This window comes from Mycobacterium sp. IDUB_37 (genome assembly GCF_055419245.1).
Map to the genome: position 1 here is coordinate 1100204 of NZ_JBVAXG010000001.1, position 25229 is coordinate 1125432.

23 protein-coding genes are annotated in these 25229 nt (G+C 65.4%); 10 read left to right on the forward strand and 13 right to left on the reverse strand.

The genetic code is table 11. The annotated features are described in order from the left end of the window. From ACZY1I_RS05090 to ACZY1I_RS05100, 3 genes are read left to right on the forward strand one after another with little or no spacing between them, the layout of a single operon-like run. Positions 1 to 804: an SDR family oxidoreductase gene (locus ACZY1I_RS05090; RefSeq protein WP_463753159.1), complete on the forward strand. Its 804-nt coding sequence runs from the start codon at positions 1 to 3 to the stop codon at positions 802 to 804. Positions 805 to 809: 5 nt separating this feature from the next. Then, the gene (locus tag ACZY1I_RS05095) at positions 810 to 1634 is read left to right on the forward strand and encodes an NAD(P)-dependent oxidoreductase (RefSeq protein WP_463753517.1); all 825 of its coding nucleotides are present in this window, start codon (positions 810 to 812) and stop codon (positions 1632 to 1634) included. Continuing rightward, the gene (locus tag ACZY1I_RS05100) at positions 1624 to 2298 is read left to right on the forward strand and encodes a TetR/AcrR family transcriptional regulator (protein ID WP_463753160.1); all 675 of its coding nucleotides are present in this window, start codon (positions 1624 to 1626) and stop codon (positions 2296 to 2298) included. Before ACZY1I_RS05095 ends, ACZY1I_RS05100 begins: the two co-directional genes overlap by 11 nt. A 7-nt stretch (positions 2299 to 2305) precedes the next feature. On the opposite strand, the gene ACZY1I_RS05105 is transcribed toward ACZY1I_RS05100, so the two are convergent. The 4 genes from ACZY1I_RS05105 to ACZY1I_RS05120 all read right to left on the reverse strand — a co-directional run bounded on the left by ACZY1I_RS05105 (position 2306) and on the right by ACZY1I_RS05120 (position 8764). Then, a complete protein-coding gene (locus ACZY1I_RS05105; protein WP_463753161.1) occupies positions 2306 to 6106 on the reverse strand; it encodes a PE family protein in 3801 nt (1266 codons plus the stop codon). 227 nt (positions 6107 to 6333) lie between these two features. Further along, entirely contained in the window at positions 6334 to 7179 is an 846-nt protein-coding gene (locus ACZY1I_RS05110; protein WP_463753162.1) for a mycofactocin-coupled SDR family oxidoreductase, read from the reverse strand. A 62-nt stretch (positions 7180 to 7241) separates the two neighbouring features. After that, positions 7242 to 8003: an enoyl-CoA hydratase/isomerase family protein gene (locus tag ACZY1I_RS05115; protein WP_463753163.1), complete on the reverse strand. Its 762-nt coding sequence runs from the start codon at positions 8001 to 8003 to the stop codon at positions 7242 to 7244. Further along, on the reverse strand, positions 8000 to 8764 hold the full coding sequence (locus ACZY1I_RS05120; RefSeq protein ID WP_463753164.1) for an alpha/beta fold hydrolase: 765 nt from the start codon (positions 8762 to 8764) through the stop codon (positions 8000 to 8002). The genes ACZY1I_RS05115 and ACZY1I_RS05120 overlap by 4 nt, the downstream gene beginning before the upstream one ends. A gap of 150 nt (positions 8765 to 8914) precedes the next feature. Between ACZY1I_RS05120 and ACZY1I_RS05125 the strand changes: the two genes are divergently transcribed. Continuing rightward, positions 8915 to 10360: a phospholipase D-like domain-containing protein gene (locus tag ACZY1I_RS05125; RefSeq protein WP_463753518.1), complete on the forward strand. Its 1446-nt coding sequence runs from the start codon at positions 8915 to 8917 to the stop codon at positions 10358 to 10360. Here ACZY1I_RS05125 and ACZY1I_RS05130 read toward each other — a convergent pair. Genes ACZY1I_RS05130 through ACZY1I_RS05145 form a run of 4 tightly spaced genes read right to left on the reverse strand, consistent with a single transcriptional unit; the run spans position 10357 to position 14992 of the window. Then, the gene (locus tag ACZY1I_RS05130; protein ID WP_463753519.1) at positions 10357 to 11337 is read right to left on the reverse strand and encodes an NAD-dependent epimerase/dehydratase family protein; all 981 of its coding nucleotides are present in this window, start codon (positions 11335 to 11337) and stop codon (positions 10357 to 10359) included. The genes ACZY1I_RS05125 and ACZY1I_RS05130 overlap by 4 nt on opposite strands. 10 nt (positions 11338 to 11347) lie before the next feature. After that, positions 11348 to 13018 carry a nitric oxide reductase activation protein NorD gene (locus ACZY1I_RS05135; protein ID WP_463753165.1) on the reverse strand — a complete coding sequence of 557 codons (1671 nt, stop codon included), beginning with the start codon at positions 13016 to 13018 and terminating at the stop codon, positions 11348 to 11350. Further along, entirely contained in the window at positions 13015 to 13833 is an 819-nt protein-coding gene (locus tag ACZY1I_RS05140; protein ID WP_463753166.1) for an AAA family ATPase, read from the reverse strand. Before ACZY1I_RS05140 ends, ACZY1I_RS05135 begins: the two co-directional genes overlap by 4 nt. After that, positions 13823 to 14992: a spirocyclase AveC family protein gene (locus tag ACZY1I_RS05145; RefSeq protein WP_463753167.1), complete on the reverse strand. Its 1170-nt coding sequence runs from the start codon at positions 14990 to 14992 to the stop codon at positions 13823 to 13825. Before ACZY1I_RS05145 ends, ACZY1I_RS05140 begins: the two co-directional genes overlap by 11 nt. 97 nt (positions 14993 to 15089) lie before the next feature. Between ACZY1I_RS05145 and ACZY1I_RS05150 the strand changes: the two genes are divergently transcribed. Then, the gene (locus ACZY1I_RS05150) at positions 15090 to 15692 is read left to right on the forward strand and encodes a TetR/AcrR family transcriptional regulator (protein WP_463753520.1); all 603 of its coding nucleotides are present in this window, start codon (positions 15090 to 15092) and stop codon (positions 15690 to 15692) included. A gap of 7 nt (positions 15693 to 15699) precedes the next feature. Here ACZY1I_RS05150 and ACZY1I_RS05155 read toward each other — a convergent pair whose 3' ends face one another. Then, positions 15700 to 16887 (reverse strand): RtcB family protein, encoded by a 1188-nt coding sequence (locus ACZY1I_RS05155; protein WP_463753168.1) that lies wholly within the window; start codon positions 16885 to 16887, stop codon positions 15700 to 15702. A 73-nt stretch (positions 16888 to 16960) separates the two neighbouring features. Here ACZY1I_RS05155 and ACZY1I_RS05160 point away from each other — a divergent pair, with 73 nt between their 5' ends. Then, positions 16961 to 17680, forward strand: coding sequence for a TetR/AcrR family transcriptional regulator (locus tag ACZY1I_RS05160; RefSeq protein ID WP_463753169.1), 720 nt, complete (start codon positions 16961 to 16963; stop codon positions 17678 to 17680). Here the strand turns inward: ACZY1I_RS05160 and ACZY1I_RS05165 are convergent. Both ACZY1I_RS05165 and ACZY1I_RS05170 read right to left on the reverse strand, forming a co-directional pair. Further along, positions 17672 to 19129, reverse strand: coding sequence for an aldehyde dehydrogenase (locus ACZY1I_RS05165; RefSeq protein WP_463753170.1), 1458 nt, complete (start codon positions 19127 to 19129; stop codon positions 17672 to 17674). The two genes, ACZY1I_RS05160 and ACZY1I_RS05165, sit on opposite strands and share 9 nt — an antisense overlap. Before the next feature lie 11 nt (positions 19130 to 19140). Then, positions 19141 to 19842, reverse strand: a complete 702-nt coding sequence (locus ACZY1I_RS05170; RefSeq protein WP_463753172.1) for an SDR family NAD(P)-dependent oxidoreductase — start codon at positions 19840 to 19842, stop codon at positions 19141 to 19143. Between the two features lie 131 nt (positions 19843 to 19973). Here ACZY1I_RS05170 and ACZY1I_RS05175 point away from each other — a divergent pair, with 131 nt between their 5' ends. The 4 genes from ACZY1I_RS05175 to ACZY1I_RS05190 are packed head-to-tail and all read left to right on the forward strand — an operon-like array spanning position 19974 to position 23508. After that, the gene (locus ACZY1I_RS05175) at positions 19974 to 20939 is read left to right on the forward strand and encodes a TIGR03621 family F420-dependent LLM class oxidoreductase (RefSeq protein WP_463753173.1); all 966 of its coding nucleotides are present in this window, start codon (positions 19974 to 19976) and stop codon (positions 20937 to 20939) included. Positions 20940 to 20969: 30 nt separating this feature from the next. Next, positions 20970 to 21872, forward strand: coding sequence for an enoyl-CoA hydratase/isomerase family protein (locus tag ACZY1I_RS05180; protein WP_463753175.1), 903 nt, complete (start codon positions 20970 to 20972; stop codon positions 21870 to 21872). Next, positions 21869 to 23173, forward strand: a complete 1305-nt coding sequence (locus ACZY1I_RS05185) for an aromatic ring-hydroxylating oxygenase subunit alpha (protein ID WP_463753176.1) — start codon at positions 21869 to 21871, stop codon at positions 23171 to 23173. The genes ACZY1I_RS05180 and ACZY1I_RS05185 overlap by 4 nt, the downstream gene beginning before the upstream one ends. Next, a complete protein-coding gene (locus ACZY1I_RS05190) occupies positions 23173 to 23508 on the forward strand; it encodes a hypothetical protein (RefSeq protein WP_463753177.1) in 336 nt (111 codons plus the stop codon). The genes ACZY1I_RS05185 and ACZY1I_RS05190 overlap by 1 nt, the downstream gene beginning before the upstream one ends. 22 nt (positions 23509 to 23530) lie before the next feature. Here ACZY1I_RS05190 and ACZY1I_RS05195 read toward each other — a convergent pair whose 3' ends face one another. Together ACZY1I_RS05195 and ACZY1I_RS05200 are read right to left on the reverse strand one after the other, a co-directional pair. Continuing rightward, entirely contained in the window at positions 23531 to 24448 is a 918-nt protein-coding gene (locus ACZY1I_RS05195; RefSeq protein WP_463753178.1) for a DUF7065 domain-containing protein, read from the reverse strand. After that, on the reverse strand, positions 24445 to 25119 hold the full coding sequence (locus ACZY1I_RS05200; protein ID WP_463753179.1) for a TetR/AcrR family transcriptional regulator: 675 nt from the start codon (positions 25117 to 25119) through the stop codon (positions 24445 to 24447). Before ACZY1I_RS05200 ends, ACZY1I_RS05195 begins: the two co-directional genes overlap by 4 nt. Positions 25120 to 25229: the final 110 nt, after the last annotated feature.

The window sequence follows — 25229 nt, forward strand, 5'->3', positions numbered from 1 at the left end:
ATGACCAAACCGCTCAGCCTCAAAGGCGCGGTTGCCGTGGTCACCGGCGCGGGCAGCGGCATCGGCCGCGCGACAGCCGTCGCGTTCGCGCAGCGAGGTGCATCCGTTGTGGTGAGCGACCTTTCGCAGGACCGGGTCGGCGAGGTCGTCGGGCAGATCACCGCACTCGGCGGGTCGGTGATCGGGCTTGTTGTCGATGTAACCGTCGAAGCAGATCTGGAAAAGCTGCGCGATGCCGCACTCGATCGGTTCGGCCGGATCGACGTGGTGATGAACAATGTGGGTGTGCTCGCGATCGGCGCCCCTGAGACCTTGCCGGACGAGGCCTGGCTTCGCACCATCGACGTCAACCTGTTCAGCATCGCGCGCAGCAACCGGGTGTTCCTGCCCGGATTGATCGCTCAGGGCAGCGGTCACGTGATCAACACCGCCTCGGCATCGGGGCTGCTCGGCTATGGCTTCGACCGGCTTCCGTATGTGGCTTCCAAGCATGCGATTGTCGGCCTATCCGAAGCACTGGCGACCTATCTCGGACCGAAAGGTGTTGGCGTGACTTGTCTTTGTCCATCCGGGGTGATCACCAACATCCTGGAGGGAATCACCGTCTACGGCGCGACCACCGCGACGCCGCGAGCGCCCGAGCACCGGATCGTGACCGCCGAGGACGTGGCCACCCTGACTGCCGACGCGGTCGAGGCCGGACGATTCCTCGTCGTCACGGCACCGGAGGTGCACGACGCGCTCCTGGAACGCGCCCGCGACATCGAGGCATACCTGCAAGCGAGCATCGAGGCGCAACAGTGACCGGGCTGCGAGTGGGGTTCGTGGGACTCGGATCTCAGGGCGGCCCAATGGCCCGCAGGATCATCGAGGACGGTTTCCCGACAACGCTGTGGGCCCGGCGGCCAGCGTCCCTCGAACCGTATGACGGTTCGGGGGCCAACTACGCGGAGGATCGCCGGGCACTAGGAGCCGCGTCGGATGTGCTGTGCCTCTGCGTGATTGGTGACGATGACGTTGACGAGGTGCTACGCGGGGAGGATGGCGCCCTGGCCGGGATGACTCCGGGTGGAATCGTGGTGATTCACAGCACCGTCCATCCCGGCACCTGTCAACGCCTGCAGGCCGACTACCCACATGTGCGCGTCGTCGACGCACCGGTATCCGGCGGGGGCCACCTGGCTGCGGCGAGAAAGCTCTTGGTCATGGTCGGTGGCGACGACGATGACGTGAACCGATGTCGGCCGGTGCTGGAGGCATTCGCCAATCCGCTTGTGCACCTTGGCGGGGTGGGCGCCGGCCAGGCAGCGAAGCTGCTGAACAACGCGTTGTTCACGGCGCACCTCGGACTTGCCGCGAGCGCCTTTTCCGTTGCCGACGAACTCGGCGTGGACAAGGAAGCGCTCACTGAAATCCTGTCCGGTGGGAGTAGTCGCAGCTACGGGGCCGAGGTGATATCGCGGTCCGGGTACACCCTGTCGGCGATGGCGGATCTTGCCGGACACCTGCTGGCAAAGGACGTCGGGATCCTTGCCGACACGGTCGGGCACGGCGCTGCCGAGTTGCTCCGGGTGGCGGCGAGCACGATAAGCGCGATGAATCTCGACGACCAGGTGACGGCCGGTGCGCAATGATTTGGCGGTGAGTATCTCCCAGGGGCGACCGCCGGCGACCGCCATGCAGCTACTGCTGACCGCCGAGCGCCTGTTCGCCGAGCACGGACTCGCCGGCGTCTCGCTGCGTCAGATCTCCGTCGAGGCCGGCTCGTCGAACAATTCGGCGATCCAGTACCACTTCGGCTCGAAGGACGATCTGCTGCGCGCGATCTTCGCCTACCGCATCAGCGACCTGATGCAGCGCCGCGCCCTGCTGCGAGCCCGCGCGCATCCCGACGACCTTCGGGCGCAACTAGAAGCGCACATCCTGCCGCTGATCGAATTCGCCGAGTCGCCCGACAGCTCGTACGTGTCATTCATCGAGCAGTTGCAGCGCACCGGCCAGGTCGACGTTTTCATTCACCAATCGGACGCGATGCGGTCTCAGGAAGAGTTTGTCTCCGTGATGCAGCGGCTGCTGCCGCACATTCCGGAATCGGCGCGGTCGATGCGGATTCAGCAGGCGCAGGACCTCGCGGTTCACCTCGCCGCTGAGCGTGAGCGTGCCATTCGACGCGATGACGCGGTTGTTCCGTTCGCGTTGTTTGTCAGCGGTGTCGTGGACGGTCTCACGGGATTCCTCGAGGTGCCCGCTTCGGTGGAGACCGAGAGGCTCATCTCGCGCGACGGGTCGACAGCCTGAGGAACGGTCAGGCGGACATCCCGGCGTTTCCGTCGCCGACGCCGTTGACACCCTTGCCGCCGGCGCCGCCACTGCCGGCCTCGCCGCCTTGCCCTCCGTCATTCGGGGGGATTCCGCCGCCGCCGGCGCCACCCGCTCCGGTGGTGGCGCCCCCGGCGCCGATGCCGCCATTGGTGCTGCCGATGCTGTTGGCGAAGCCGCCGCCACCACCGCCACCGCCGTTGCCGTTGCCGAACGACCCACCGGCGCCCCCGAGGCCGGACGTCACCACGTCGGTGAGGCCGTTGCCGCCCTTGCCGCCCGTGCCAGCTGTGCTGTTGGTGGAGCCGGCCGCACCGCCGCCGCCGCCACCGCCACCGATGCCTATAACGCTCGACGAGAAGCCGCCGCCGCCGCCTCCGCCGCCGGCGCCACCCGATCCGCCCAGGGAGGTGCCGCCGGCGCCGGCGCCGCCGGTACCACCGGAGCCGCCGGCTCCTGCGCCGGAGGGGGAGGTGTTGGCATCGCCGCCGTTGCCGCCGCCTCCACCCTTACCGCCGACACCGCCGGCACCTGTAGTGATCAGGCCGCCGGTGCCTGCGTCGCCGCCTTTGCCGCCGCCGCCGCCACCACCACCTCCGCCGGCCTGAATGCTGTTGTAGATGGTGTTGGTGCTACCGCCGTTTCCGCCTTTTCCGCCGCCTCCGCCTTGGCCACCGGTGCCGTTGCTCGCGGTGCCGCTGGAGTTGCCGCCCACCCCGCCGTCGCCGCCCCGGCCCGCGTTGCCGCCTTGGCCGGCAATGGTGCCGGCGTTGTTGACGTTGCCGCTGCCGCCCGCGCCGCCACTACCACCCAGACCGCCGGTTCCGCCCTGGCCTCCGTTGCTGCCGCCGGTGCCCAGGCCGCCGGCGCCGGCATTCCCGCCGGTACCGCCGCTGCCGCCGTTGCCGCCGTTGTTCGCAATGCCGGCGGCACCTTTACCGCCGCTACCGGCGGCGCCGCCTGCGCCGCCCGTGCCCGCCGTGGCGCCTGCGCCGCCGGCCGCACCGCCGGTGCCGCCGATTCCGCCGTTGCCGCCGTTGCCACCGGTGGTGCCGTCAACGGTGGCTGCCGCGCCGCCGCCCCCGGTGCCGCCGGTGCCGCCGGTGCCGCCGGTGCCCTGGACGGCACCCAGTCCGCCGGTACCGGCCACCCCACCGTTGCCGCCAAGACCACCTTGGCCACCGTTGCCGCCGGATTTGCCGGACGAGGCCATCGGGTCGTTCGCCGCGTCGTAGCCGGCGCCGCCTTGCCCGCCGGTGCCACCTTGGCCCCCGGCGCCGTTGTTGGCTGTCGCGCTGCCGGCGCTGCCGCCGTCGCCGCCGCTACCGCCTTTGCCACCTGCGCCGCCGTTGGGTACTCCTGCGGTCCCGTTCTTCCCCTGCCCGCCAGCCCCGCCTTGGCCGCCGCTGCCACCGGCGCCGTTGTCGGCGGCGTTGCCGCCGTTGAGCGCGCCAGCTGCACCGCCTTTGCCGCCGTCGCCCGCGTCGCCGCCGTTGCCGCCGGTACCGCCGGTGCCGCCGCTGCCGCCGGTACCGCCCGTTCCGCCGACGCCGGCGGTGGCGCCCGCGCCGCCGGCGGCTCCACCGGTGCCGCCGCCTCCGCCGTTGCCGCCGGAGCCGCCGTTGCCGTCGACGGCGGCGTTGGCCTTACCGCTACCACCGGTGCCGCCGGTGCCACCGATGCCGCCACTGCCGTGGGTGGCGCCTAGTCCGCCGGTGCCGGCGACCCCGCCATTACCGCCAAGACCGCCCTGTCCGCCGTTGCCGCCGGACTGTGCCACAGGCGCCATCGGGTCGCTATTCGGGTCGTAGCCGTTGCCGCCCTGTCCGCCCGTGCCGCCCTGGGCGCCGGCGCCGTTGTTGGCTTTCGCACCGCCCGCGTTGCCGCCGTTGCCGCCATTGCCGCCGGTACCGCCGTTGCCGCCGTCAGACAGCGCGGTAGTGCCCGTCGTGCCGATACCACCTGCGCCGCCTTTGCCGCCGCTGCCGCCTGCGCCGTCCGCGGCCGCGTTGCCGCCCTTGGGCGCGCCGGCCTGTCCGCCGGTGCCGCCGTCGCCGCCGGTGCCGCCGTTGGCGTTTAACCCGCCGGCGCCACCGGTCCCGCCGCTGCCGCCGCTGCCGCCGACGCCGGAGGTGGCACCCACGCCGCCGGACGCTCCGCCGGTACCGCCGATTCCACCCGAGCCCCCGGAGCCGCCGTTCACGCCGCCATTGCCAGCACTACCGTTACCGCCGGTGCCACCCGCGCCGGCCCCGCCACCATTGCCGTGCGCGGCGCCCAGTCCGCCCAAGCCACCCGCCCCGCCGTTACCGCCCTGCCCGCCCTTTCCGCCGGCGGTACCAGGATCGGTCGCCGGGAGGGGGTTGTAGCCCCCGCCACCCTGACCGCCGGTTCCGCCGTTGCCGCCGGTGGCGCCCAAGCCGACACTTCCGGCGTTGCCGCCGCTACCGGCCAGCCCGATGGAGCCACTGTTGCCGCCGGCCCCGCCGTTGCCGCCGGTGCCTCCGGTCGGCGTTACGCCGGTGCCCGTCGTGCCGATGACGCCATTGCCGCCATTGCCCCCGGCGCCGGCGTCGCCGCCGGTGCCAGCGGTGCCTCCGGCGCCGGAGTTACCTCCGGCCGCTCCATTGCCGCCTTGACCGCCCTGGCCGCCGGACGTGCCAGGAGGGCTCGCCGGCACGCTTATGGCCGGGTTGAAGCCCGCGCCGCCCTTGCCCCCGGATCCGCCGGTGCCGCCGTCACCGAAGCTGCCGGTCGCGCCGACCGCCCCGAAGAGTCCGCCGCCCCCGCCGGCACCGCCGGCGCCGGCATTGCCACCGAGCGCGCCGTTGCCACCGGTGCCGCCGACGAGAGCGCTGGTACCCGTTCCGCCTTGGCCGCCGCTGCCGCCATTGCCACCGTCGCCGCCGAGGCCGCCGGCCCCGCCACCGCCGAACAGGCCGAGACTGCCGCCGCCGGCACCGCCGGCCCCGCCGACTCCGCCGCCCGTTCCGGAGATACCGGTCGCGCCGGCACCGACTGTGCTGGTGGTGGCGCTGGCGCCCGCACCACCGATCCCGCCGGCACCGCCGGCACCGCCGGAGTAGAAGAACAGCGACCGGTTCAGGCCGCCGGCGCCGCCGGCCCCTCCTGCCCCGCCGTTCTGGGTGACGGTGCCCGTCCCGCCGGCCCCGCCGATACCGCCGGCGCCGCCAAAGCCGCCCAGGAATCCACCGGCGCCGCCCCTGCCACCGGCCGCGCCTGCGCCCCCGCCGGCAGCGCCGGCTCCGCCAGTCCCGCCGGCCCCGCCGTTGCCGAATAACCCGGCCTCACCGCCGGCCCCGCCTGCCTTCCCGGCCGCCCCGGAGCCGCCGTTGCCGCCATTGCCGAACAGGAAGCCGCCCGCCCCACCGTTCTGACCCGTGCCAGCTGCTCCGTTGGTGCCGTCGCCGATCAGCGGACGCCCGAACAGCAGGTTGGTGGGGGCGTTGATCAAGTCCAGCAGGGGTTGCAGTGGCCCTGCGGCGGCCGCCTCGGCGGCGATGTAGTTGCCTCCGCCCGTTTTGAGTGCCTGCACGAATTGATCGTGAAAGGAGGCCGTCTGCGCACCGATCGCCTGGTATTCCTGGCCGAAGGTGCCGAACAATTTGGCGATCGCGGTCGAGACTTCGTCTGCTCCGGCGGTCAGAATGTCCGTCGTCGACGCCGCCGCCGCGGCATTGGCCGTTGTGATGGCTGACCCGATACCGGTCAGATTCTGCGACGCGGCGGCGAAAGCACCGGGCGAAATGAATACAAAAGACGCCATCTGTCACTCCTAATCGGCCCGTTACTAGAGGCGTACTGTACGCGCGTGTAACTGCATTGCAACTAGTTTGGCGATTCTTGTTTTGAATTTTTTAATGGCAGGTCGGCGTCAATTGGATTAACAATTTTGGCTCAATGTCGTTGAGGTCGACACAAGCGCCGTGTTTGCTTATTCGGCGCTCTCGACCGGTCAATTAAATTGACGCGCTCGCTTAATTAAGTGCAGATTCAAAACTTTGCGACGGCCCCGGCGTCGACGGGCAATGCCGCCCCGGTGATGTACTGCGCCTCGTCTGAGGCGAGGAAGAGCACGGCGTTGCTGATGGCGCGGGCCTCGATCAGCGGCTTGGGCAACATATGGAACTGCCCGATGATCTCGCCGGCGTCCTGCACGGTCGGATTCTCCAGATCGGGCCGAAGCGTTCGGCAGAACCAGTCGTTGTCGAGCATCGGGGTCAAGACGTTGCCCGGGTGGATGGAGTTCACTCGGATCCATTGCGGTGCAAGCTCATTCGCGAGCGAATTCATCAAGCCGACGACGGCGTGCTTGGCCGATGCGTAGTGAGCCATGTAGCCCCCGCCACGAATCCCCAACATCGAACTGATCAGGATGATCGATCCGCCGCCATTGGTCATATGCGGCAGTGCGGCTTTCACCGTCTGCCAGACGCCGGTCAGGTTGATATCCAGCATCGTCTGCCACGCGCCCTGTTCGATGAGCGCGGCCGGTGCGGGCACACCGCTGATCCCGGCGTTGGCCACCACGATGTCGAGCGCCCCCAGAGTGGCGACTCCGTGCTCGAGCGCGGCGCGAAGGCTCTCGAGGTCGCGCACGTCGGCCTTCGCGGTGACGATGCGGCGGCCGGACTTCTCCACGAGGTCCGCGGTGTCAGCGAGGTCGGCGTCGGTGGCTCCGGGATAGGCGACACCTTCGATGTCTTCGCAGACGTCGACCGCAATGATGTCCGCACCCTCCTCGGCCAGCCGGATCGCATGTTCGCGGCCCTGACCACGAGCTGCGCCGGTGATAAACGCGACCTTGCCGGCGACTCTGCCGACCTTATTGCCTGACATCGTGGCCTTTCGCGAGGATCTTCAGATGCACGTCGACGCTACCGCCCGGACTCAGACTGCAATCAGCGACCGCTAAAATTTGGTTCGCGGCGTTGAGCGGCTGCGGTCACGCCCTCGCGAAAATCGGCGGTCGTCTGCAATCGGGTCTGCTCTTCCAGTTCGCGGGCGGTGGCAGCAGCGACTGCATCGGCGAGTCCGGCGCGCATGGTGGCACGGATGCTGGTCAGCGCCAACGGAGCCGATTCGGCGATCCGCTCAGCGAACCGAACCGCCGCTGGACGGACCTCTCCGTTGTTGGCCAATTCGTCGACTAGCCCCGCAGCGTAGGCGATTTCGCCGCCAAAACGTTCGCCCGTCAGTACCCATTCGAGCGCCCTTTGCTCCCCGACGACGCGTGGCAACGTGGCGGTGATCCCAAAGCCGGGGTGAAACCCCAGTCGGCTGAAGTTGGCCGCGAATTTCGAGGAGGGTGCTGCTACTCGGAAGTCGGCGCTCAGGGCAAGCCCCAATCCGCCGCCGATCGCGCTGCCGTGCACCGCGGCGACCACCGGCTTGCTATTGCGGAACAATCGGATAGCTTGCGCATAAAGCTCTTTGGGCGATAAACGGTCCTCGGCGGGCTGGGAGAAGTCGGCTCCTGCGCAGAAGTGCTTTCCCTCCGCGCACAATACGATGGCCCGGCATTCGACGTCGTCGTCCAGTCGGTCGTAGGCATCGGCGATGCCCTTGATCAATGCGGTGTCGAAGAAGTTGTTCGGTGGCCGGTGGATCTCCAAAACCGCTACGTGACGAATGAATTCGACGGTGACGTCCGGATCGGTCACAGCTGGTCCAGAAATTCGCGGACGGCGGTGTTGAATGCCTCGGGCTGATCCATGTTCGCCGCGTGTCCCGCGTTGTCGATGACAACCTTGCCGGAATTGGCGATGTGGCGGTGCATGTATTCGGCGCCGGCCAGGAAGTCGGTGTCGTCGGCGCCGACGATCACCAACGTGGGCACCGTGATGCCGTCCAGGGATGTGATGACGCGAGCGTCCTTCTGAGCCATCACGCCGCGAGCGGAGCGGGGGAGTCCCTCGGGATGCTCGTGTACGGCCGTTGCGGCTTCCGCCGAGTTGCCGGCCGTCGCTTTACCCTGCTCGAGTTTCTGCGCGCGCCGTTCCACCCACGCGTTCCAGTTGTCGCGGGCTTCGTCCTTGCGGTACCCGGGGCCGGTGTCGACCAGCAGCAGCGCGGCTACCCGCTGGGGGTGGACGAGGTTGAAGGCCAGGGATAGATAACCGCCCAGGGACATGCCGCCGATCACCGCCCGCTCGACACCGGCGGCGTCGAGGATGGCGGCCATGTCCGCGACGCTGATCTGCTCGCTGTAGGCAGCCATGTCCTCGGGCGCGTCGCTGCTGCCGTGGCCGCGCTGATCCCAGACGATGACGGGTCGGTCGGCACTCAAGGCTTCGATATTGGCGCCCCACATGCCTGCCGTGGCGCCGAAGCCGTGCGTGAGCAGGAGCGGCACGCCCGCGGCCTCCTGGTTGTGCACTTGGTAGGCGAGGGTGACCCCGTTGGGTCGTTGCAGGCGGTTCACCGTTTCTCCCTATGTCAAGCCGAAGCCGTTTGGCAAGACCGGGCCTACGTGCCTGGTGTGAGCAAGATGACCACATGACGCGGGGCATGAGTGGGTATTTAGGGCCGTATGTCCTCGCTGAATTCGGAGAACGCCGTCGTCATTGACGAAATGGGCGATGAGCGACTCCTGGTCCCCGGGCAAACCTGCTGGCAGGTGGCACAGGCCGATCAATACTCGTACATCATCGATGCGGCCGACTACTTCAAGCACGTCAAAGCGGCAATGCTGCGGGCGCAGCACCGGATCATGCTCATCGCGTGGGACCTGGACGCCAGGATGTCATTTGAGCGCGGCACCAAGTCGCTGCCCGGCCCCAATCAACTCGGCGCCTTCCTCTACTGGTTGCAGTGGAAACGACCCGAACTCGAGATCTACCTGCTGAAGTCCAATCTGCGCCTGCTGCCGGCCTTCGACGGCATGTGGTACGGCGTCACACCCGTATCGCTGATGAACCGGCTCAGTAGCGACAAGATGCACTTCGCCGTCGACCCCGCCCATCCGCTCGGCGCCGTCCATCACCAGAAGATCGTGGTAGTCGACGATGCCGTGGCGTTCTGCGGGGGGCTCGACCTCACCATCGAGCGTTGGGACACCTCGGCGCACAAGGACGAGAACCGCGGCCGTCGGACCTTCGGCCGCAGCTACGGGCCACGTCACGAGGTCGCTGTCGCGGTCGACGGTGCTGCCGCTCGGGCGCTGGGTCAACAGGCGCGGGAGCGATGGCAGACCGCGACTGGTCAATCTCTGCAAGCCGTCGACGCCAAGCACGTCGCCTGGCCGCCTGATCTTGAACCGGCGTTGCACAAAATCGATGTCGGTATCGCGCGAACTCTGCCGGAGCTAGAGGATCGTGCCGAGGTCCGTGAAGTCGAGGCGCTGAACTTGGCCGCAATCGCGGCCGCCCGCGATCTCCTTTATCTCGAGAATCAATATCTGGCCTCCCGCGACCTGGTCGAAGCGCTGGCCGCCCGGCTCCGAGAGGACAACGGTCCCGAGATCGTCATTGTGCTGCCCCGTCGCTCGGAGAGTCCGCTCGAGCAGCAAGCGATGGACAGCGCCCGTCATCTGCTCATCCAGGTGCTGTGGGCAGCTGATAAGCACGGCCGTCTCGGCATCTACTGGCCGGTGACCGACAGCGGCACGCCGATCTACGTGCATTCGAAGGTTCTGGTAATCGACGATCGGCTGCTACGCATCGGTTCATCCAATTTGAACAACCGGTCAATGGGATTCGACAGCGAGTGCGATACCGCCATCGAGGCGGGCCATGACGATGATGTCTGTCGCGAGATCACCTCTGTACGAGATCAATTGATCTCCGAACACCTGGGAGTATCCGTCGACGAATTCGTCAGCGAACTGGACCGGTCGGAGTCGTTCTTCAAGGCCGTCGAGGCACTCCGAGGGCAAGGCCGCACGTTGTTGCCCTTCACCGAGCAGACGATCGCCGACGAGGCCAGCCCGCTCGCGGAGAACGACCTGATGGATCCCAAACGTGTTCCGCGGTCACTGACGCGGAGCATGCAACGGCTTATTGAACGACTTCGGGCCTAACTGTGGCTCGCTGCTCGAGCGTCGCGGTTGCTCTTGAAATGAGCTGAGCGGCGGGTTACGAACCAGGTAGCCAACGGGCGCACGAGGCGTATCAAGGGCACGAGCAGGCCGAAATCCTGCTTCATGTCTCGCAATTGGTCGTCGAGCACTCGCTTTTGGTAGCCAAGAAGCCGTTGGCTTTCCTCGGTGTCCACCCAATCGCCAAAGAAGCGAGGAGGATCCGTGCACGCGTACGCCTCGACCGGCATCGGGCCGATACCGATGGCGCCCATCAATGTGTTGGTGAACTCGTAATAAGTCATACGGCAATCGGCACCGCCCGCGATGAACAGCATCCTGCCAATAGCTCCGGCACACCCGACCGCGCGCGCGAAAGCTGTTCCGGCATCAGCGGGATGGAGAAACTCGAGCCGCGCATCCGGGCTGAATTCGAACATGATGCTCGGGTCGACTGCCTGCAGGTGCAGTGGCGAGACCGCTACCAGTCGCAGGATGCTCCACTGCAACCGTGACTCCCGGATCGCCCGCTCGCACTCGACCTTGTGATGTCCGTATTCGTCGGTCGGCGCAACGGGTGCATCGACGTACAGAGGTGGTTCGCGATCCTGGACGTCACCGCAGACACCGACCGACGACGCGAACACCAGGCGTTTTGCCGTTGGTGAGGCCTCCATCTGCGCGATCAGGTTGCGGGTGGCTTCGACATTCACCCGTCGCGCGAGATCGGGCACCCGCTCGGTGAACGGCGGAATGATCGCAGCCAGATGGACTACCGCATCGACCCCGTCCAATGCCTGCTGCAGCGACTCTGGATTGGTGATGTCACCCCAGCAGACCCGCACGCGTCCGTCCAGACCGGATGCGAGTTTGCGGGCCCGCCGAGATTCGATGTCGAGAGCGACGACGTCGTGCCCTTCGTCGAGCAGTGCCGCGAGGGTGGCAAAGCCGATGTTTCCCATCGCACCTGTCAACAACACTTTCAATGTCTCATCCTCGCAATGGTTTTGGTGCGGCCAATTCACTTAAGGAAGACAGGAAAAGTTCATCCATCCGGGGGCTCAGGTCGGACAACGCGGCGGCGGAGGCATGTCCGGCCGAGCCGAAGACGCGGGCAAGCTCATCGGCGGCAGCGCTGGTGCCGATCGAAAGGCCAAGGCAGGCAACTCCGTCCGTGCGTAGCTCGTCGAGCGCCTTGCGCGAATCATCTTCGGCGTAGCGGCCCTCGTAGCCGTCGTCGTACGGGAAGCCATCTGACAGAACGACAAGCAGCCGGTTCGGCGTACCCGCCTCGAATTTGAGGATCTCACCCGCGCCACGGATTGCGGCGCCAAGGCGCGTATAGCCCGACGGTTGCAACTGATTGAGCCGGGCGCGCTCGACGGAGCCGAAATGCTGGGCGAACTTCTTGATCGCCAACAGGTGCACTGCGCGCCGACCCTCGGAGCGGAACCCGTAGACCGCGACACGATCGCCGAGTTCTTCAAGGGTGACGGCCAGGGTGCAAGCCGCGCGGCGCTGGTGATCGTGGACGGCGAGCCCCTTCGGGTCGGTTTCGTTCGCCGACCCGGAGGCGTCGAGCAAGATGAGCACGCCGAGATTGCGGGCCAGGTTGCGGCGCTGCGCGTACACGTGTTCCGGTGGTGAGTAGCCGGAGCGCAGATCGACGAACAGGTTGATCAGCGCCTCGACGTCGAGTTCATCGCCATCAGGACGGGCGCGCAACAGCTTTGGCCCGAGGCCGATCCGCGACAGCCGCCGGCGTAACACCTCGTCGTGTGCAACAGGGCCGGCCGAAGTCGCAGCGGCCGTCACGGGAAAGTCGATGACCCGGCACCATTGCGGTCGGTATCGGTCATGGTGGACGTCCCACTCGGGGTAGAGCGCACCGCCGACGCCGACGGTGGCGCCGGGGTTGTTGTGGTCCGTGAATCGAATCTTGGTGGGTAGGGGCTTGGCGGCCGCTCCCGGATTGCGCATCCGGCGGATGGCGCGCATCGGCAGTTCGGCGCCGGCGCTGCCGTCACCGGACGCGCCCGACGTGCCTAGCAGCTTGCGCAGAAAGCGGGACAGAGTCTGTGAGTTGAGCAGGGGGTTGTCAAAGAGCTTGAGAATCTTGCTTTCCTGGGTAGGCCCCGCTTCGTCGTCGTCGTCGGTCAACTCGACAAGATCGGCGGCCAACCGCAGTTGTCGGCCGGGTGCCGGTGCCTTGGCTGACGCGGCAAGCAGGTTCGACGGCCTGATGACACCGAACCATTCCGGCGGGTCAGCGACTTTCGAACGCCCTCTCGCTACATCGAGGGATTCCTCAGCGCTCACAGTGGTGGGCCGCTCGTCCATAACCAATACTGCTGCCAAGGCGACCTTTTCGGAGAGCACGGCCCACGCTCGACGACCTTCGAGTGCCAGATATCGTCGCGTCACCGAAGGCCTGGCGCGTAACGCCTTCACCAACCCCGGTTCCAGGCTGCCCGCTCCGAGCAATGCGCTCTGCACAAGCATCTCGCGGCGCTGCTCGGCGTCTGCACGTCCGGCCGACACGAAAATGATTCGGCCGTTGGTGTGGGGAGGTTGCCCGACCGCCACCTCCGCAACCTCGACGGCTCTGCCCGCGATGAACGAGGCAAGGAACCGAAACCTGTTCGGGTTCAACGAAGTCACGTCAGGATGGCATCGACGAGTTCACCGAGGGCACGAACGACATCGCGATCGTCGGAGAGAACCCGGACGACCGCTGACTGCACCGCACTGCGCAGGCTCAGCCCTTCCGCGACGAGGCCGCCGGCAAGAATCAACATCCGGGTGGATGAGACCTCGCGCAGGGGTGAGCCGTCGAGGCTGCGAATAGCGTTGCCGACCTTGACGAGAGAACCGGCGATCGCGGAGTCGATTCCCGCCTCGTAGGCGACTATTTCCGTTTCGATCGCAACCGGGGGAAAGTCGAGCTCGATGGCGATGAATCGCTGTCGGGTCGACTCCTTGATGTTCTTCAGGACGCTCTGATAGCCGGGGTTGTAGGAGATCACCAGCTGAAAGCCCGGTGCCGCAGTCAATGTCGTACTCAGCCGGTCGACCGGAAGCTCACGGCGGTGGTCGGCGAGCGGATGGATGACCACGGTGGTGTCCTGTCGCGCCTCCACGATCTCGTCCAGATAGCAGATGGCGCCCTGGCGAACAGCACGCGTCAGTGGTCCGTCCACCCAGACGGTGTCGCCGCCCTTGAGCAGAAACCGCCCGACCAGATCTGCCGACGTCATGTCCTCGTGCCCCGCGACGGTGATCAGGTCGCGTCCGAGTTCGTGAGCCATTGCTTCCACGAAGCGCGTTTTGCCGCAGCCGGTGGGTCCCTTCAACAGCACCGGCAGTCCGCGGCGCGCCGCTGCCCGGAACACGTCCACCTCGTCGCCCACCGAACGGTAAAACGGCGCACGACAACCGGATTCAGCGGCCCGACCGTTGAGCAATTCACTTTCCATGTTCGAAGGGGACCGTTTTGGGTAGTTCTGTGCCGTCGGGCAGGACGAGCTTGCCGTTCTTGTCGATGTGCCCGGAGCGTTTGGTAGGGATGGGGATAACGGGGTCGGGGCAGGGTTCCTCCGACCCGGCGCCGCAGATGCCGCCGTTGAAATAGGAACGCTTCATCTGGTCTTCGGGCCACGGGTCGGAATGCATACCGAACCACTGTGCGGGCACGTTGTAGAAGACGAAGAAGCACGCGCTGACGGCGGCGAAGATCGCCAGGAAGCGGGTGAACTGCTGGCGCGCGAATCCGCCTCGGACCTGGTCTAATCCGCGCTCGACGATGGTGCGGCCGCGGTCGTCGGTGAAATAGCGCAGGCAGCACAGCGCGGCCTGGACGCCGCCCCACATCAGCCCTTCGTAGATCGGCCATTGGTAGTAGGTCCCTGCGTTGAACGAAACCGATCGGATCGCACCGGGATACGTGTAGAACCCGATCGGCAGCAGTAGCAAGCCTTCCATGACGAAATCGAGGACGACGGCGAACGCATAGGTCGCCAGCACCAGGCGAAGGTTGCTGATGCTGGGCCAGCGCGTCTTGATTCTGCGCATCACCCAACATCCGACGATGGTGACCAGCAGCACTCCGGCCGAATAACCCGGCGTGTTCGTCAGGACGGGTTCTGCGACCTGACGACCCGGCGATTCGGGGGATACCCAACCTGGGATGTGCGATGACCAGGAGCCGCGGTTGAACAGCCAGGTGTTGTACGTGCACCAGGTGTTGAAGTAGTTCAGCAGCGGATCCTGAAAGAACATCAGACCCATGGAGGTCATCAGCATTGCGTCCAGGGTGATCCGCCGCTCGCGCCGCCACGGGCGGATGAAGAACCACCAGATGGCAAGCGGCAGGCCCACCCACAGTGAGATTGCGTTCACCATCAGGGGAATCTTCATGTAGAGCGGCGGGTCGCTCGGGCCCTGAGGTACCCGCTCGAAGTATGGGCCGAACACCCACCGGATCCAGACGTACAACTGCAGGGCCAGCAGCGCGCCGCCCACTACGGCCCAGATTTTCACCCGATTGGCCGGCGGCTGGACCTCAGCGCCCAACTCCGCGACACCGGCGAGTGGCTCGGTGACGGTCGGCGCGGTCTTGTTCAGCAGTTCACTCATGACTTGGTCTCCTCCGGTGACCCAACGTCGGAGAAATATACCAATGAGTATCTAGATGAACAATGAGTACCTCAGATTCTGTGGCACAATCAGCGGCATGCCGGAGCGGTGGACACGGGAGCGACGCCTCGAGCACACCCGCTCGCTGCTCCTTGATGCCGCGGAGGATGTGTTCGCCGAAAAGGGCTTCACCGCAGCGACGCTCGACGACATCGCCTACGCTGCCGGCTACACGAAAGGTGCTATCTACAAGCACTTCGCCACGAAGGAAGAACTTTTCCTGGCGGTGAGCGACCGATACTGGCGGCGCTATTTCGACAATTTCACCGAGGTGATGTCGACGGCGAGGCACATCGGAGCCCGCGAACTCGACGAAATCGCCAAGCGCTGGAGACAACTGAGCCGTGACCGCGGTGCCGAGCATGCCGCGCTGGGGCACGAGTTCACCCTGTATCTGCTGCGCAACCCGGATGCGCGAAACCGCGTGGCTGCCAAGAGATCAGAGGTCGTCGAGGCGCTGGGAAATTTCATCGTCAAAGGCATCGACCGGCTCGGCGGAGCGCTGCTCATCCCGCCGTTGACATTCGCGCAGCTACTGATCGCCACCAGCGATTCCATCGTGCTGGGCAGCGAGCTCGACGATGTCGATCTCTACCGGCCGATACTGGAGATGTACGTGGCGGCGGTCAAACTGCCGTGAACCTGCGTCAGGTGCCCTTGACGTTGAGCACCTGACGCAGTTCGTGTTCGATCTCAACGAGGTCCGCGGCGTCGGCCATGACGACATCGATGTCCTTATAGGCGTCCGGGATCTCGTCGATCCACGCTTCGCCGTGCCGGTATTCGATGCCGCTCATGCGGGCTGCCAGGTCGTCGACGGTGAATCGCCGGCGAGCCTCGGTACGCGAGAAGCGCCGTCCCGCGCCATGCGGCGCCGAGCACAACCCTTCCGCGTTGCCCTTGCCGCGCACGATGTAGGAGCGGGTCCCCATTGACCCGGGGATGATTGCCCGAACACCCTCGTGCGCGTCGACTGCCCCCTTGCGGGTCAGCCAGACCTCGCGTCCGCCGTGCCGTTCCAGCTGGGTGTAATTGTGATGTGAATTCACCCTTTCCACCTCGACCCGCTGCGGTTGCACTCCAACCCAGTTCGCGAATACCTGGCGGAACCGGTCCATCATCTCGTTGCGGTTTTCGTAGGCGAACTTCTGCGCCCACTCCAACTCATTGAGATACGAGGTGAATTCGGGTGTTCCCTCGGTCAGGTACGCCAGGTCCTGGTTCGGCAGTGAAACGCGCAGTTGCTTGCACAGCTGCTGAGCGACCCTGATGTGGCGCTGGGCGATCTTGTTGCCGACGCCACGGGAGCCCGAGTGCAGGAACATCCACACCCGATCCTGTTCGTCCAGACACAACTCGATGAAATGGTTCCCGCCGCCGAGGGATCCGAGTTGCTCGGGCCACTTCGGCGAGTGCGAAAGGTCCATCTTGTGTTCGGCCGCCAGGTCGTAGAGCGCGTTGAGTCGATGCTTGGTGAAGGCGAACCTCTTCGTCGACTTGTTGTAATTACCCGGCGACAGTGGGATTGCGTCCTCCAACGATTCGCGTAGTTCGCCGAGGTTCTTGCCGGCGATGTCTTGCGCGGTGAATCGAGTACGCGCAGCAATCATCCCGCAACCGATGTCCACACCCACGGCAGCGGGAATCACTGCGCCATCGGTAGGAATCACGGTGCCGACGGCGGACCCTTTGCCGCTGTGCGCATCGGGCATCAACGCCACGTGCGGGTACACAAACGGCATCTTCGCGGTTTGCTTCGCCTGCTCGATGGTGCTGTACTCGATCTGGCTGGCGAAGTTGAGCAGCTTGTAGCCGTCAACGTTGCGGCCAGACATGGCACACCTCCTGAGTCGTAATGATCCATAACGCATCCGCGCGATGCGGCAGCTTTAGTGTCTACGCCTGGCCGTGCGGCGGCGCAACCGATTTTCTTTTGCTGATGTTGAAAATGGGCTGTCGCCAACATTCTTCGGCCAGTTAAACTTCACTGTGGTGAGCACGCGACGTGGCCGGCCGACACAGGCCGAGGCCGAGAAGCTGGACCAGGCTGTGCGGGAGGCTGCCGTCGCCACTTTCCTCGAATGTGGTTACACCGGCGCGAGCATGACTGCGATCGCGAGTGCTGCCGGCATCTCAAAGAAATCTTTGTACGCGCGCTACCCGGATAAGCATTCGCTGTTTGCCAGGGTGATTCCGTGGGCATTGGCTCGCTACGAGGACAGCGGGTCGATCGATGTGGTCGACACCGACGATCTGGAGGCCGATCTGATCGCGTTCGGCCGCAAGGCAATAACGCGGGCGCTGCGCCCGGAGAACGTGAAACTGAAGCGGATCGCGATGGAAGAAGCCGCGCAATTCCCGGAATTCGGCATGTCTTCGGGGTCGATGATGTGGGCTGGACGCCAACGCGCGGTGATTGAGCTGCTGCGCCGCCACGAAACCAAGGGCAACATCGAGGTGCAGGACATCGAGCTGGCGGCCGAACATTTCCTGGCGCTGGTCGAAGCGGTGCCCGCACGCATGGCCGATTTCGGCGTCTACCGGTCGAAGCGGCAACAGGAGCGCCACCTGCTTCACGCTGTGCAGTTGTTCCTGCATGGGGTGTTGCCGCGTGGAACGTCAGGGTGAACCGGTCGCGTGCGATGAGATCGACTGACTGACAAGGTAATTCTCCAGGCCCTCCCGGCCCAGTTCGCGGCCATAGCCGCTGGCTTTGACGCCGCCGTAGGGTGCCAGTGGATCCATGATGTAGCCCTCGTTGATTCCGAAGGACCCGGTCCGTACCCGGGCCGCCACCCCGAGACCGCGATCGGAGTCCGCCGTGAAAACGGCTCCGGCAAGTCCATATTCGGAGTCGTTGGCGATCGCGACGGCCTGGTCTTCACTGTCGTAAGGGATCACCGTCAGTACCGGTCCGAATATCTCTTCCCGGGCGATCCGCATGTCGTTGGCGGCACCGCCGAACAACGTCGGCCGCACATACCAGCCTTTGTCGAGAGGGTCGGGAAGATCGTTGCCGCCCAACGCAAGACGCGCACCCTCGCGCTGACCCAATTCGATGTACTCGCGCACCCGGAATTGTTGGCGGTGGGAGACCAGCGGTCCGATCTGGGTTGCCGGATCAGCCGGGTCGCCCACTTTGAGCGCTGTCAACTCCGCCGCCAGTGCATCGGTGAATTCGTCGGCGCGCGGGGAGGGCACGAGCACCCGGCTCAGCGCATTGCACACCTGGCCGCTGTTGGCGAGGCTGGACAACTGGATCGCATTGGCGACGGCGGCCGGATCGGCGTCGTCGAGAACAATGGCCGCCGACTTCCCGCCGAGTTCCAGGCTCACCTGCTTGAGGCCGGCGGCGCAGGACAGCGCTACCTGACGCCCGGCCTCGGTGGAACCGGTGAAGGACACCTTGTCCACGCCGGGGTGGCTGACGAGGCACGCACCCACGTCGTCACCGCCGGTCACGACGTTGAGCACGCCGGGCGGGAACTCGGCGCGCGCAACTACTTCGGCGAACAGCAGTGCATCCAGCGACGATTCCGGCGCCGGTTTGAGCACCACCGAACATCCGGCAAGTAATGCGGGAATGACCTTCACGACGGTCAGGAACTGCGGCATATTCCACGGCACGACGGCGGCGACCACTCCGACGGGCTGCTTGAGGATGCGAATGTCATTGCCGTACAAACCCGGTCGTGACTCTTGAAACGGGTATCGGCCTGCCACATCGCAGAAGGCGGCCATCGCCACCGATGCCAGCCGCACCTGCGCGCGCTTGGCGAAGGAGATCGGAGTCCCGATCTCGGCGGTTATCAACTCCGCCAACTCATTTCGGGCCTCTTTGTACAGGGCGGCCAGCCGGGCCACGAATTCAATCCGCTCCGAAATGCTCAGTCGCGGCCACGGCCCGCTGTCGAACGCTGCCCGCGCCGCCGCGACGGCCCTGTCCACATCCGGCGGTCCGGCCACGGGTGCGCGCCCGATCACCTCCTCGGAGTGCGGCGAGACCACGTCGACGCCGGCGCCACCGGCGGTCGGTGACCATTCGCCGTCGATGAACAATTCGCTGCGGTAATACATTGTGTTCCCGTCTAGTTGGGGCGGCCGCCGTTGACAGTCAGGATCTGGCCGGTGATGTAGCCGGCTTCCTCCGAGATCAGGAAGGCGCAGGCTGCGGCAATGTCTTCTGGTTTGCCGGGCCGACGCACCGGTACCTGTTCGGCATGCTCGGCAATCGACTTGCCCAGGAAGCCATCTCGCTCGGCCTTGCGGAGCATGGGCGTGTCGATGAATCCGGGTGGGATGACGTTGGCGGTGATGCCACAGGGGCCGTATTCCAGCGCAAGCGATTTGGTCAGCCCGTTCACCGCGGACTTGGCTGCCACATAAGCCGTCATGTAGGCCTGGCCGGTGTTGGTACTCGAGGACGAGATATTGACGATGCGACCCCAGCGGGCGTCGAGCATGTCGGGTAGTACCGCTTGCGTGCAGTGGAAGACCCCATTGAGGTTGACATCGAGGATTTTCGACCACAACTCGAATCCGGTGTGGGTGAACTTGGTGAAGCCGGTCATCCCGGCGGCGTTGACCAGGATGACCACTGGTCCAAGCGCCGCGCGTATCTTCTCGACCGCGCCCGCCACCTGCTTGGGGTCGGTCACGTCGGCGGCGTATGCGAACTCGGACTCGGCTACCAGATCGATCGTGGCGACTTGGTAGCCGTCGCTGTGCAGTCGGTCTGCGATGGCCCGCCCGATGCCTGAATTTCCCCCGGTCACGAGCGCCGTCTTCACGCCTTAAGGTAACCAGCAGGATTATATTATGTCAATAATCGCAGCTCAGAGTGTATTAAGCGCTCCAAGATGTGAGCAGTAAGTATCCGGTAGTGTTTACTTAATGACGCGTTGTCGGTACGCTGCCATTTATGCAGAGGCGGCCGTTCCGCTTCGCGGTGCAAGCGACCAACGCCGCAACCGCATACGAGTGGCGCGCCCTGGCCCGACGGGTAGAAGACCTGGGCTACAGCACGCTGTTCCTGGCCGACCACTACCTCGGGCCGGGTCCCGCGCGGCTCAGTGCGCGTACCCCGCGGCAAGACCTTGCGCCGATCGCGGCGATGGCTACCGCTGCGGCCGTCACCGAAAGACTGCACATCGGCTGCCGGGTGTTCTGCATCGACTACCACGTCCCTGCGGTGCTGGCGAAGGAGGCAGCGACGCTTGACCTGCTCTCCGACGGCCGCCTCGAGATGGGGATCGGCGCGGGCTGGAGCGGCGACGAGTATCGTGCGCTCGGGCTGGAATTCGGCGCGCCGGGCGTTCGGATGGCCAAACTCAAAGAAGTCGTGAATCTGCTCAAGGCGCACTGGTCCGGCGAAGAGTTCAGCTGCACAGGCGAATTCGTCAACGTGGCGGGATACGCCGGCCGGCCGGTGCCGGTGCAACGACCGCATCCGCCGATCATGATCGGCGGGGCGGGCAAGCGGATGCTCGCGTTCGCCGGCCGAGAGGCCGACATCGTCAGCCTCTCCACCATTCCATTCGTCGAGTACACCGATGACGGTTTGACGCCCATGCAGGAGGCGGCGCGTCGCGTCGGGTACAGCCGATCGGCCGCCGGGGAACGTTTTGCCGGACTCGATGTCGAAAGTTCGCCCTATTTCACCGTCATCACCGACGACACCGACGCAACGTTGGAGAAGGTAGCGCAAAGGACGCGCATCGCCGTCGACATCTTGCGCTATCACCCGAATGTGTTGATCGGTTCGGCTGCGAAGGTCGCCGACACGCTGGAGTCCCGGCGCGAGACGGTCGGCATCAACTACGTCACAGTCCAGCAATCCGAAGTCGACGACTTCGCCCCGATCGCAGCCCGGCTGGCGGGAACGTGAAAACCCAACGAGAGCAAGGAAGGTACAGCGTTGGCCAAGCGCACCAGATTCGCTGAGTACCAGAACCGGTACGCCAACTACCGGTTCGAACTCACCGACGATGGAATCCTCTTCATGCAGTGCCATACCGAGGGTGACAGCCTGGTCTGGAGTTGGCGTGCCCACGACGACTTGTGCGATGCGTTCGCCGACATCGCCGGAGACCGAGAGATCAAGGTGCTCATCCATACCGGCACCGGGGAGAATTACAACGCCAACTGGGGCCGAATGCCCAACGGCGACAAGGTGGAAACACCCGAGTACTTGCTGATGCCGGGCACCCGCGGTCTGGTGAAGCTCGACGAGAAGGCCTGGTATGCCAGGCATCTGATCACCAATGTGCTCGACGTTGATGTGCCCATGATCAGCGCGGTCAACGGACCGTGCAACATGCACTCCGAGGTGCCGCTGATGGGCGACATCGTATTGGCCTCCGAGGACGCGTATTTCCAGGATGCGTCACACTTTCCGCGCGGACAGGTGCCCGGCGACGGCCAGCACGTCATCTGGAGCTACGTGGTGGGACACAACCGGGCTCGCTACTTCCTGCTCACCGGCAAGAAACTCGGCGCGCAAGAGGCGCTGCAGTGGGGTGCGGTCAATGAGGTGTTACCGAAGGAGAAAGTCCTCGACCGGGCCTGGGAACTGGCCCGCGAACTGGTCAAGCGGCCACCACTGACTCTGCGATATTCGCGACAGTTGTTCACTAACCCGCTCAAGCGCGCCTTTATCGACGAACTGGGCCACGGACTGGCCCGTGAAACCTACGCGCAGCGCGCATTCTTCCCGTTCGGTGGGGAGATGGAACCACTCGACCGCCCGTGGGACCAGCAGCCCTGGTCAACCGAAGTTCAGTCCAACGGCAGCCACCAGAACGAAGGAGTCGCACCGTGACGGGTATTCAGCAGCGCCTGGCGACCGGCCGGGGCAAATGGACCCCGGAGTATCCCGAATTGGGCACCGGGCCAGTCAGTTACGAGGACAGCATTTCCGAAGAGTTCTTTGCCGCGGAACGCGAGGCGGTGTTCAAACGCACGTGGCTATGCGTCGGCCGTGTTGAGCGCCTGCCGCGCAAGGGGTCGTACTTCACGCGTGAACTGCCCGGGAACCTGGCTTCTATCGTCGTTGCGCGTGGCTTGGACGACACCGTGCATGCCTTTCACAACGTCTGTGCGCATCGCGGGAACAAGGTTGTCTGGCAAGAACATCCGGCCGAAGAGTCATCGGGGACTTGTCGGCAGTTCCACTGCAAATACCACGGGTGGCGATACGGCCTGGATGGCCGCGTTTCCCACATCACCAATGAAGAGGAGTTCTTCGACCTCAACAAAGACAAGCTGCGGATGCCGCCCGTGGCGTGCGAGGTGTTCGCGGGCTTCATCTTCATCAATCTGGACGAGGGCCCAGTTCCGTTGCGCACCTTCCTTGGTGAGCGACTCCTGGAGATGGAGACCTACCCGTTCGACAAGATGACCCAGCGCTACGGATTCTCGACACGGATCCGGGGCAACTGGAAGCTCGCCGTCGACTCGGTCTGTGAGTGGTACCACCCGCCTTACGTGCACGGGAAATTCATCGACCCGGATGTGGCGAAGGCCGAGAAGATGGTGCCACCGGTGGATTCCTATCACTACGACCTGTTTCGCCCGCACATGCTGACGTCGGTGCCGGGGCCGCCGCAGTTGCCGGCGCGTGAGCCCGGCACCGCCGGGCGGGCCCGACAAGAACAAAGGTGGATTTACCGGCTGTTCCGGGCCGGACTTTTCGGACCCGATGATGTCCCGGATATCGGTCCGCTGCCCGAGTTCTTGAACAAGGGCCAAATCGCGTCATGGGGCAATGACCAGTTCTGGCTTTTCCCCAACCTGTCGATCCAGATCTGGGCGCGCAACTACTACATCACCTACATGTACTGGCCGGAAAGCGTGGACTCGCACATCTACGACATCGACCTGTATTTCGTACCGCCTGCCAATGCCCACGAGCGACTCGCCCAGGAACTGGTGGTGGACAGCACCATTGAGTTCGCGATGCAGGATGTCAACACCATTGAGGCGACGTACTCAGCGCTGCAGACGCGGGCGCAGCAGGAATTTCATCTCAGCGACCAGGAGTTGCTGATCCGCCAGTTCCACAGTGTCATCCGTGACACCGTGTCGGCCCACCAGGCCGGCGCCCGAGGGGAGACTTCCTGATGACTAATTCGCTTCTTCCCGAACAGTTTTCCGAGCTGGACGGCTTCGTCGCAACCTGGGCGTTGCCCACTCGTCAACGGCGGTACGCGGCGCGGCTGGACAAACCGTTCGATGAACTCGCCACGTTCTACGACGCGGTCGCCCCGCGCGCCGAGGAGGCCGTCGCCTACCTCGACGCTCTGGATATTGACGACCTGCCGCAGGACGCCACCCGGTTGCTGCACCTGCTGTACTCGTTCATCCTGGTGTCCTACGCGGTGAATGTGTTCAAGCAGAACAGGATTCCCGATTCGGGGGCGGCGTTCTTCGACATGGTCGCCGAACCGGCGGTCTAGTCCAGGCGGTGGGTCGCCGCACTCAGTCCTGACGGCCGAACCGCCGCACTCGCTCTCTGGCGTGGAACTCCTGGTTCTCGCCCCAGCCCCGCACGCCGTTCCACCGCCAATCGGTGAGTGTCCAAAACGTCAGCCGCCCCGGCCAACCCAGCCAGCGCAGCACGGCTCGTACTTCCCCTTCGGCGTGCAACGCTCGGCCGTGGTCGTCGACTGCCTCGACGACGACCCGCGCGGGTGCACCATCGCGGCGTGCGTCCACCCGGCGTTCGCCTCTGACGAGTTCACCCAACCTCCCGTTGGCGAACAGGTATCCGACGACCACCTTGTCGAGGCCGGGTTTGCGACTTTCCATGGTGAGGGCGTGCCAGTGATCCTCAGGCGATGCGACCGCCCAAAGATAGTCACCCGAGCGCTGCGCACCTACGCGGTGCGGTCCCCAGGTTCGGTCGCGAATGGAGTAGCAGTCCATGCGGATCTGTTCGCCGTCGAGAGTCAGCGAGCCGGTAAGCCGTCCGGGGTGATCGAAGTGTCCGGCCGCGTCATCGGCAGGCCCGAGTTGGTGCGGCGGCATCAGCGCCGTCCACTCCAGTTCGAACTCCAAGCCGAGTGCGCAGTAACCGAGTCGATACCGTCGGCTCGGTTCGATGACCTGCTGGCGCAACCCGTTGGGCAACGTGAAATCCTCGAAATCGATTGCACCTGTCGGGGGTTGGCGCCAGCGCCAGTCGTAGAACAGGCAGTCATAAGGCTGTTCGCCGGTCGGGTCCCACAGTGCCGGCCCGCCACCTGAGATGCCGCAGCGCGCGTCGTGGAAGTAATAGACGAAGCCGTTGATGTCACGTTCGGGAATCGACACCGTGAAGCAGCTGCCCTCGGCCCAGTCGGGATCGTCGGTGGGGGAGTGGAAGCCGCCGTCATGCCCGTTGGCGTCGCTGGTCACGGAATGGTCCGGTGCAGGAAGCCGTGCAGGCTCGCCTGCACGAGCTCGTCCACGATCGCGTCGCGGGGTGGCGGATCGTCTCCGAAGAAGGTGGACCGCAACGCAACCATGCCGACGATCATCGCCACCGTTGAATGCGCCGGTAGCTCAGGCTGATTCGAGCGCAGCCCGCGCAACTGGATGCCCTCGGTGCTGATCTGGCCGAGCACCGCGATGGCCCGCCTGATGTCGGCGATCCCGGCGTCGGCGATTTCGTCTGCGCTCAACGCCTCCGATGCTGCCAGGGTGATGAGCAGCCCCCGGTGTTCGACGATCACGTCGTAGAGCTGGCCGACGAAATGCCGGGCGAGTTCCACTTCGTCGGTCTCCTCGGGGACCACGGTCTGCCAGGTCCGGCTGAACTCGTCGACGAAGCTGGTGAACGGAAGGACCAGGGCCTCCCGGAACAGTCCGGCCTTCGAGCCGAAGTGGCGAAAGAGTAGATACTCGCTGACTCCGGCCGACACGGCGATTTCCCGGGTGGTGGTGCCGCGATAGTCCTGGCGGGCGAACAGCTCTCGGGCGGCGTCGAGCAGCAGTCGGCGCGGCTCGCCGCGTGGCCGGCGGGTCGGCTGGTCCGACGCTTCGGCCGCGGTCGCCTTCTTGGGCGCAGAACGCTGCGGCACGGTCATTGACGATAGTCGGCCTTGACCGTCCATTGCTAATAGTGTCCACTATTAAAATAGCTTCCGGAAGGGACGCGACGATGGGCGCAGTCATCATGCTCGGCACGCTGTTTGGG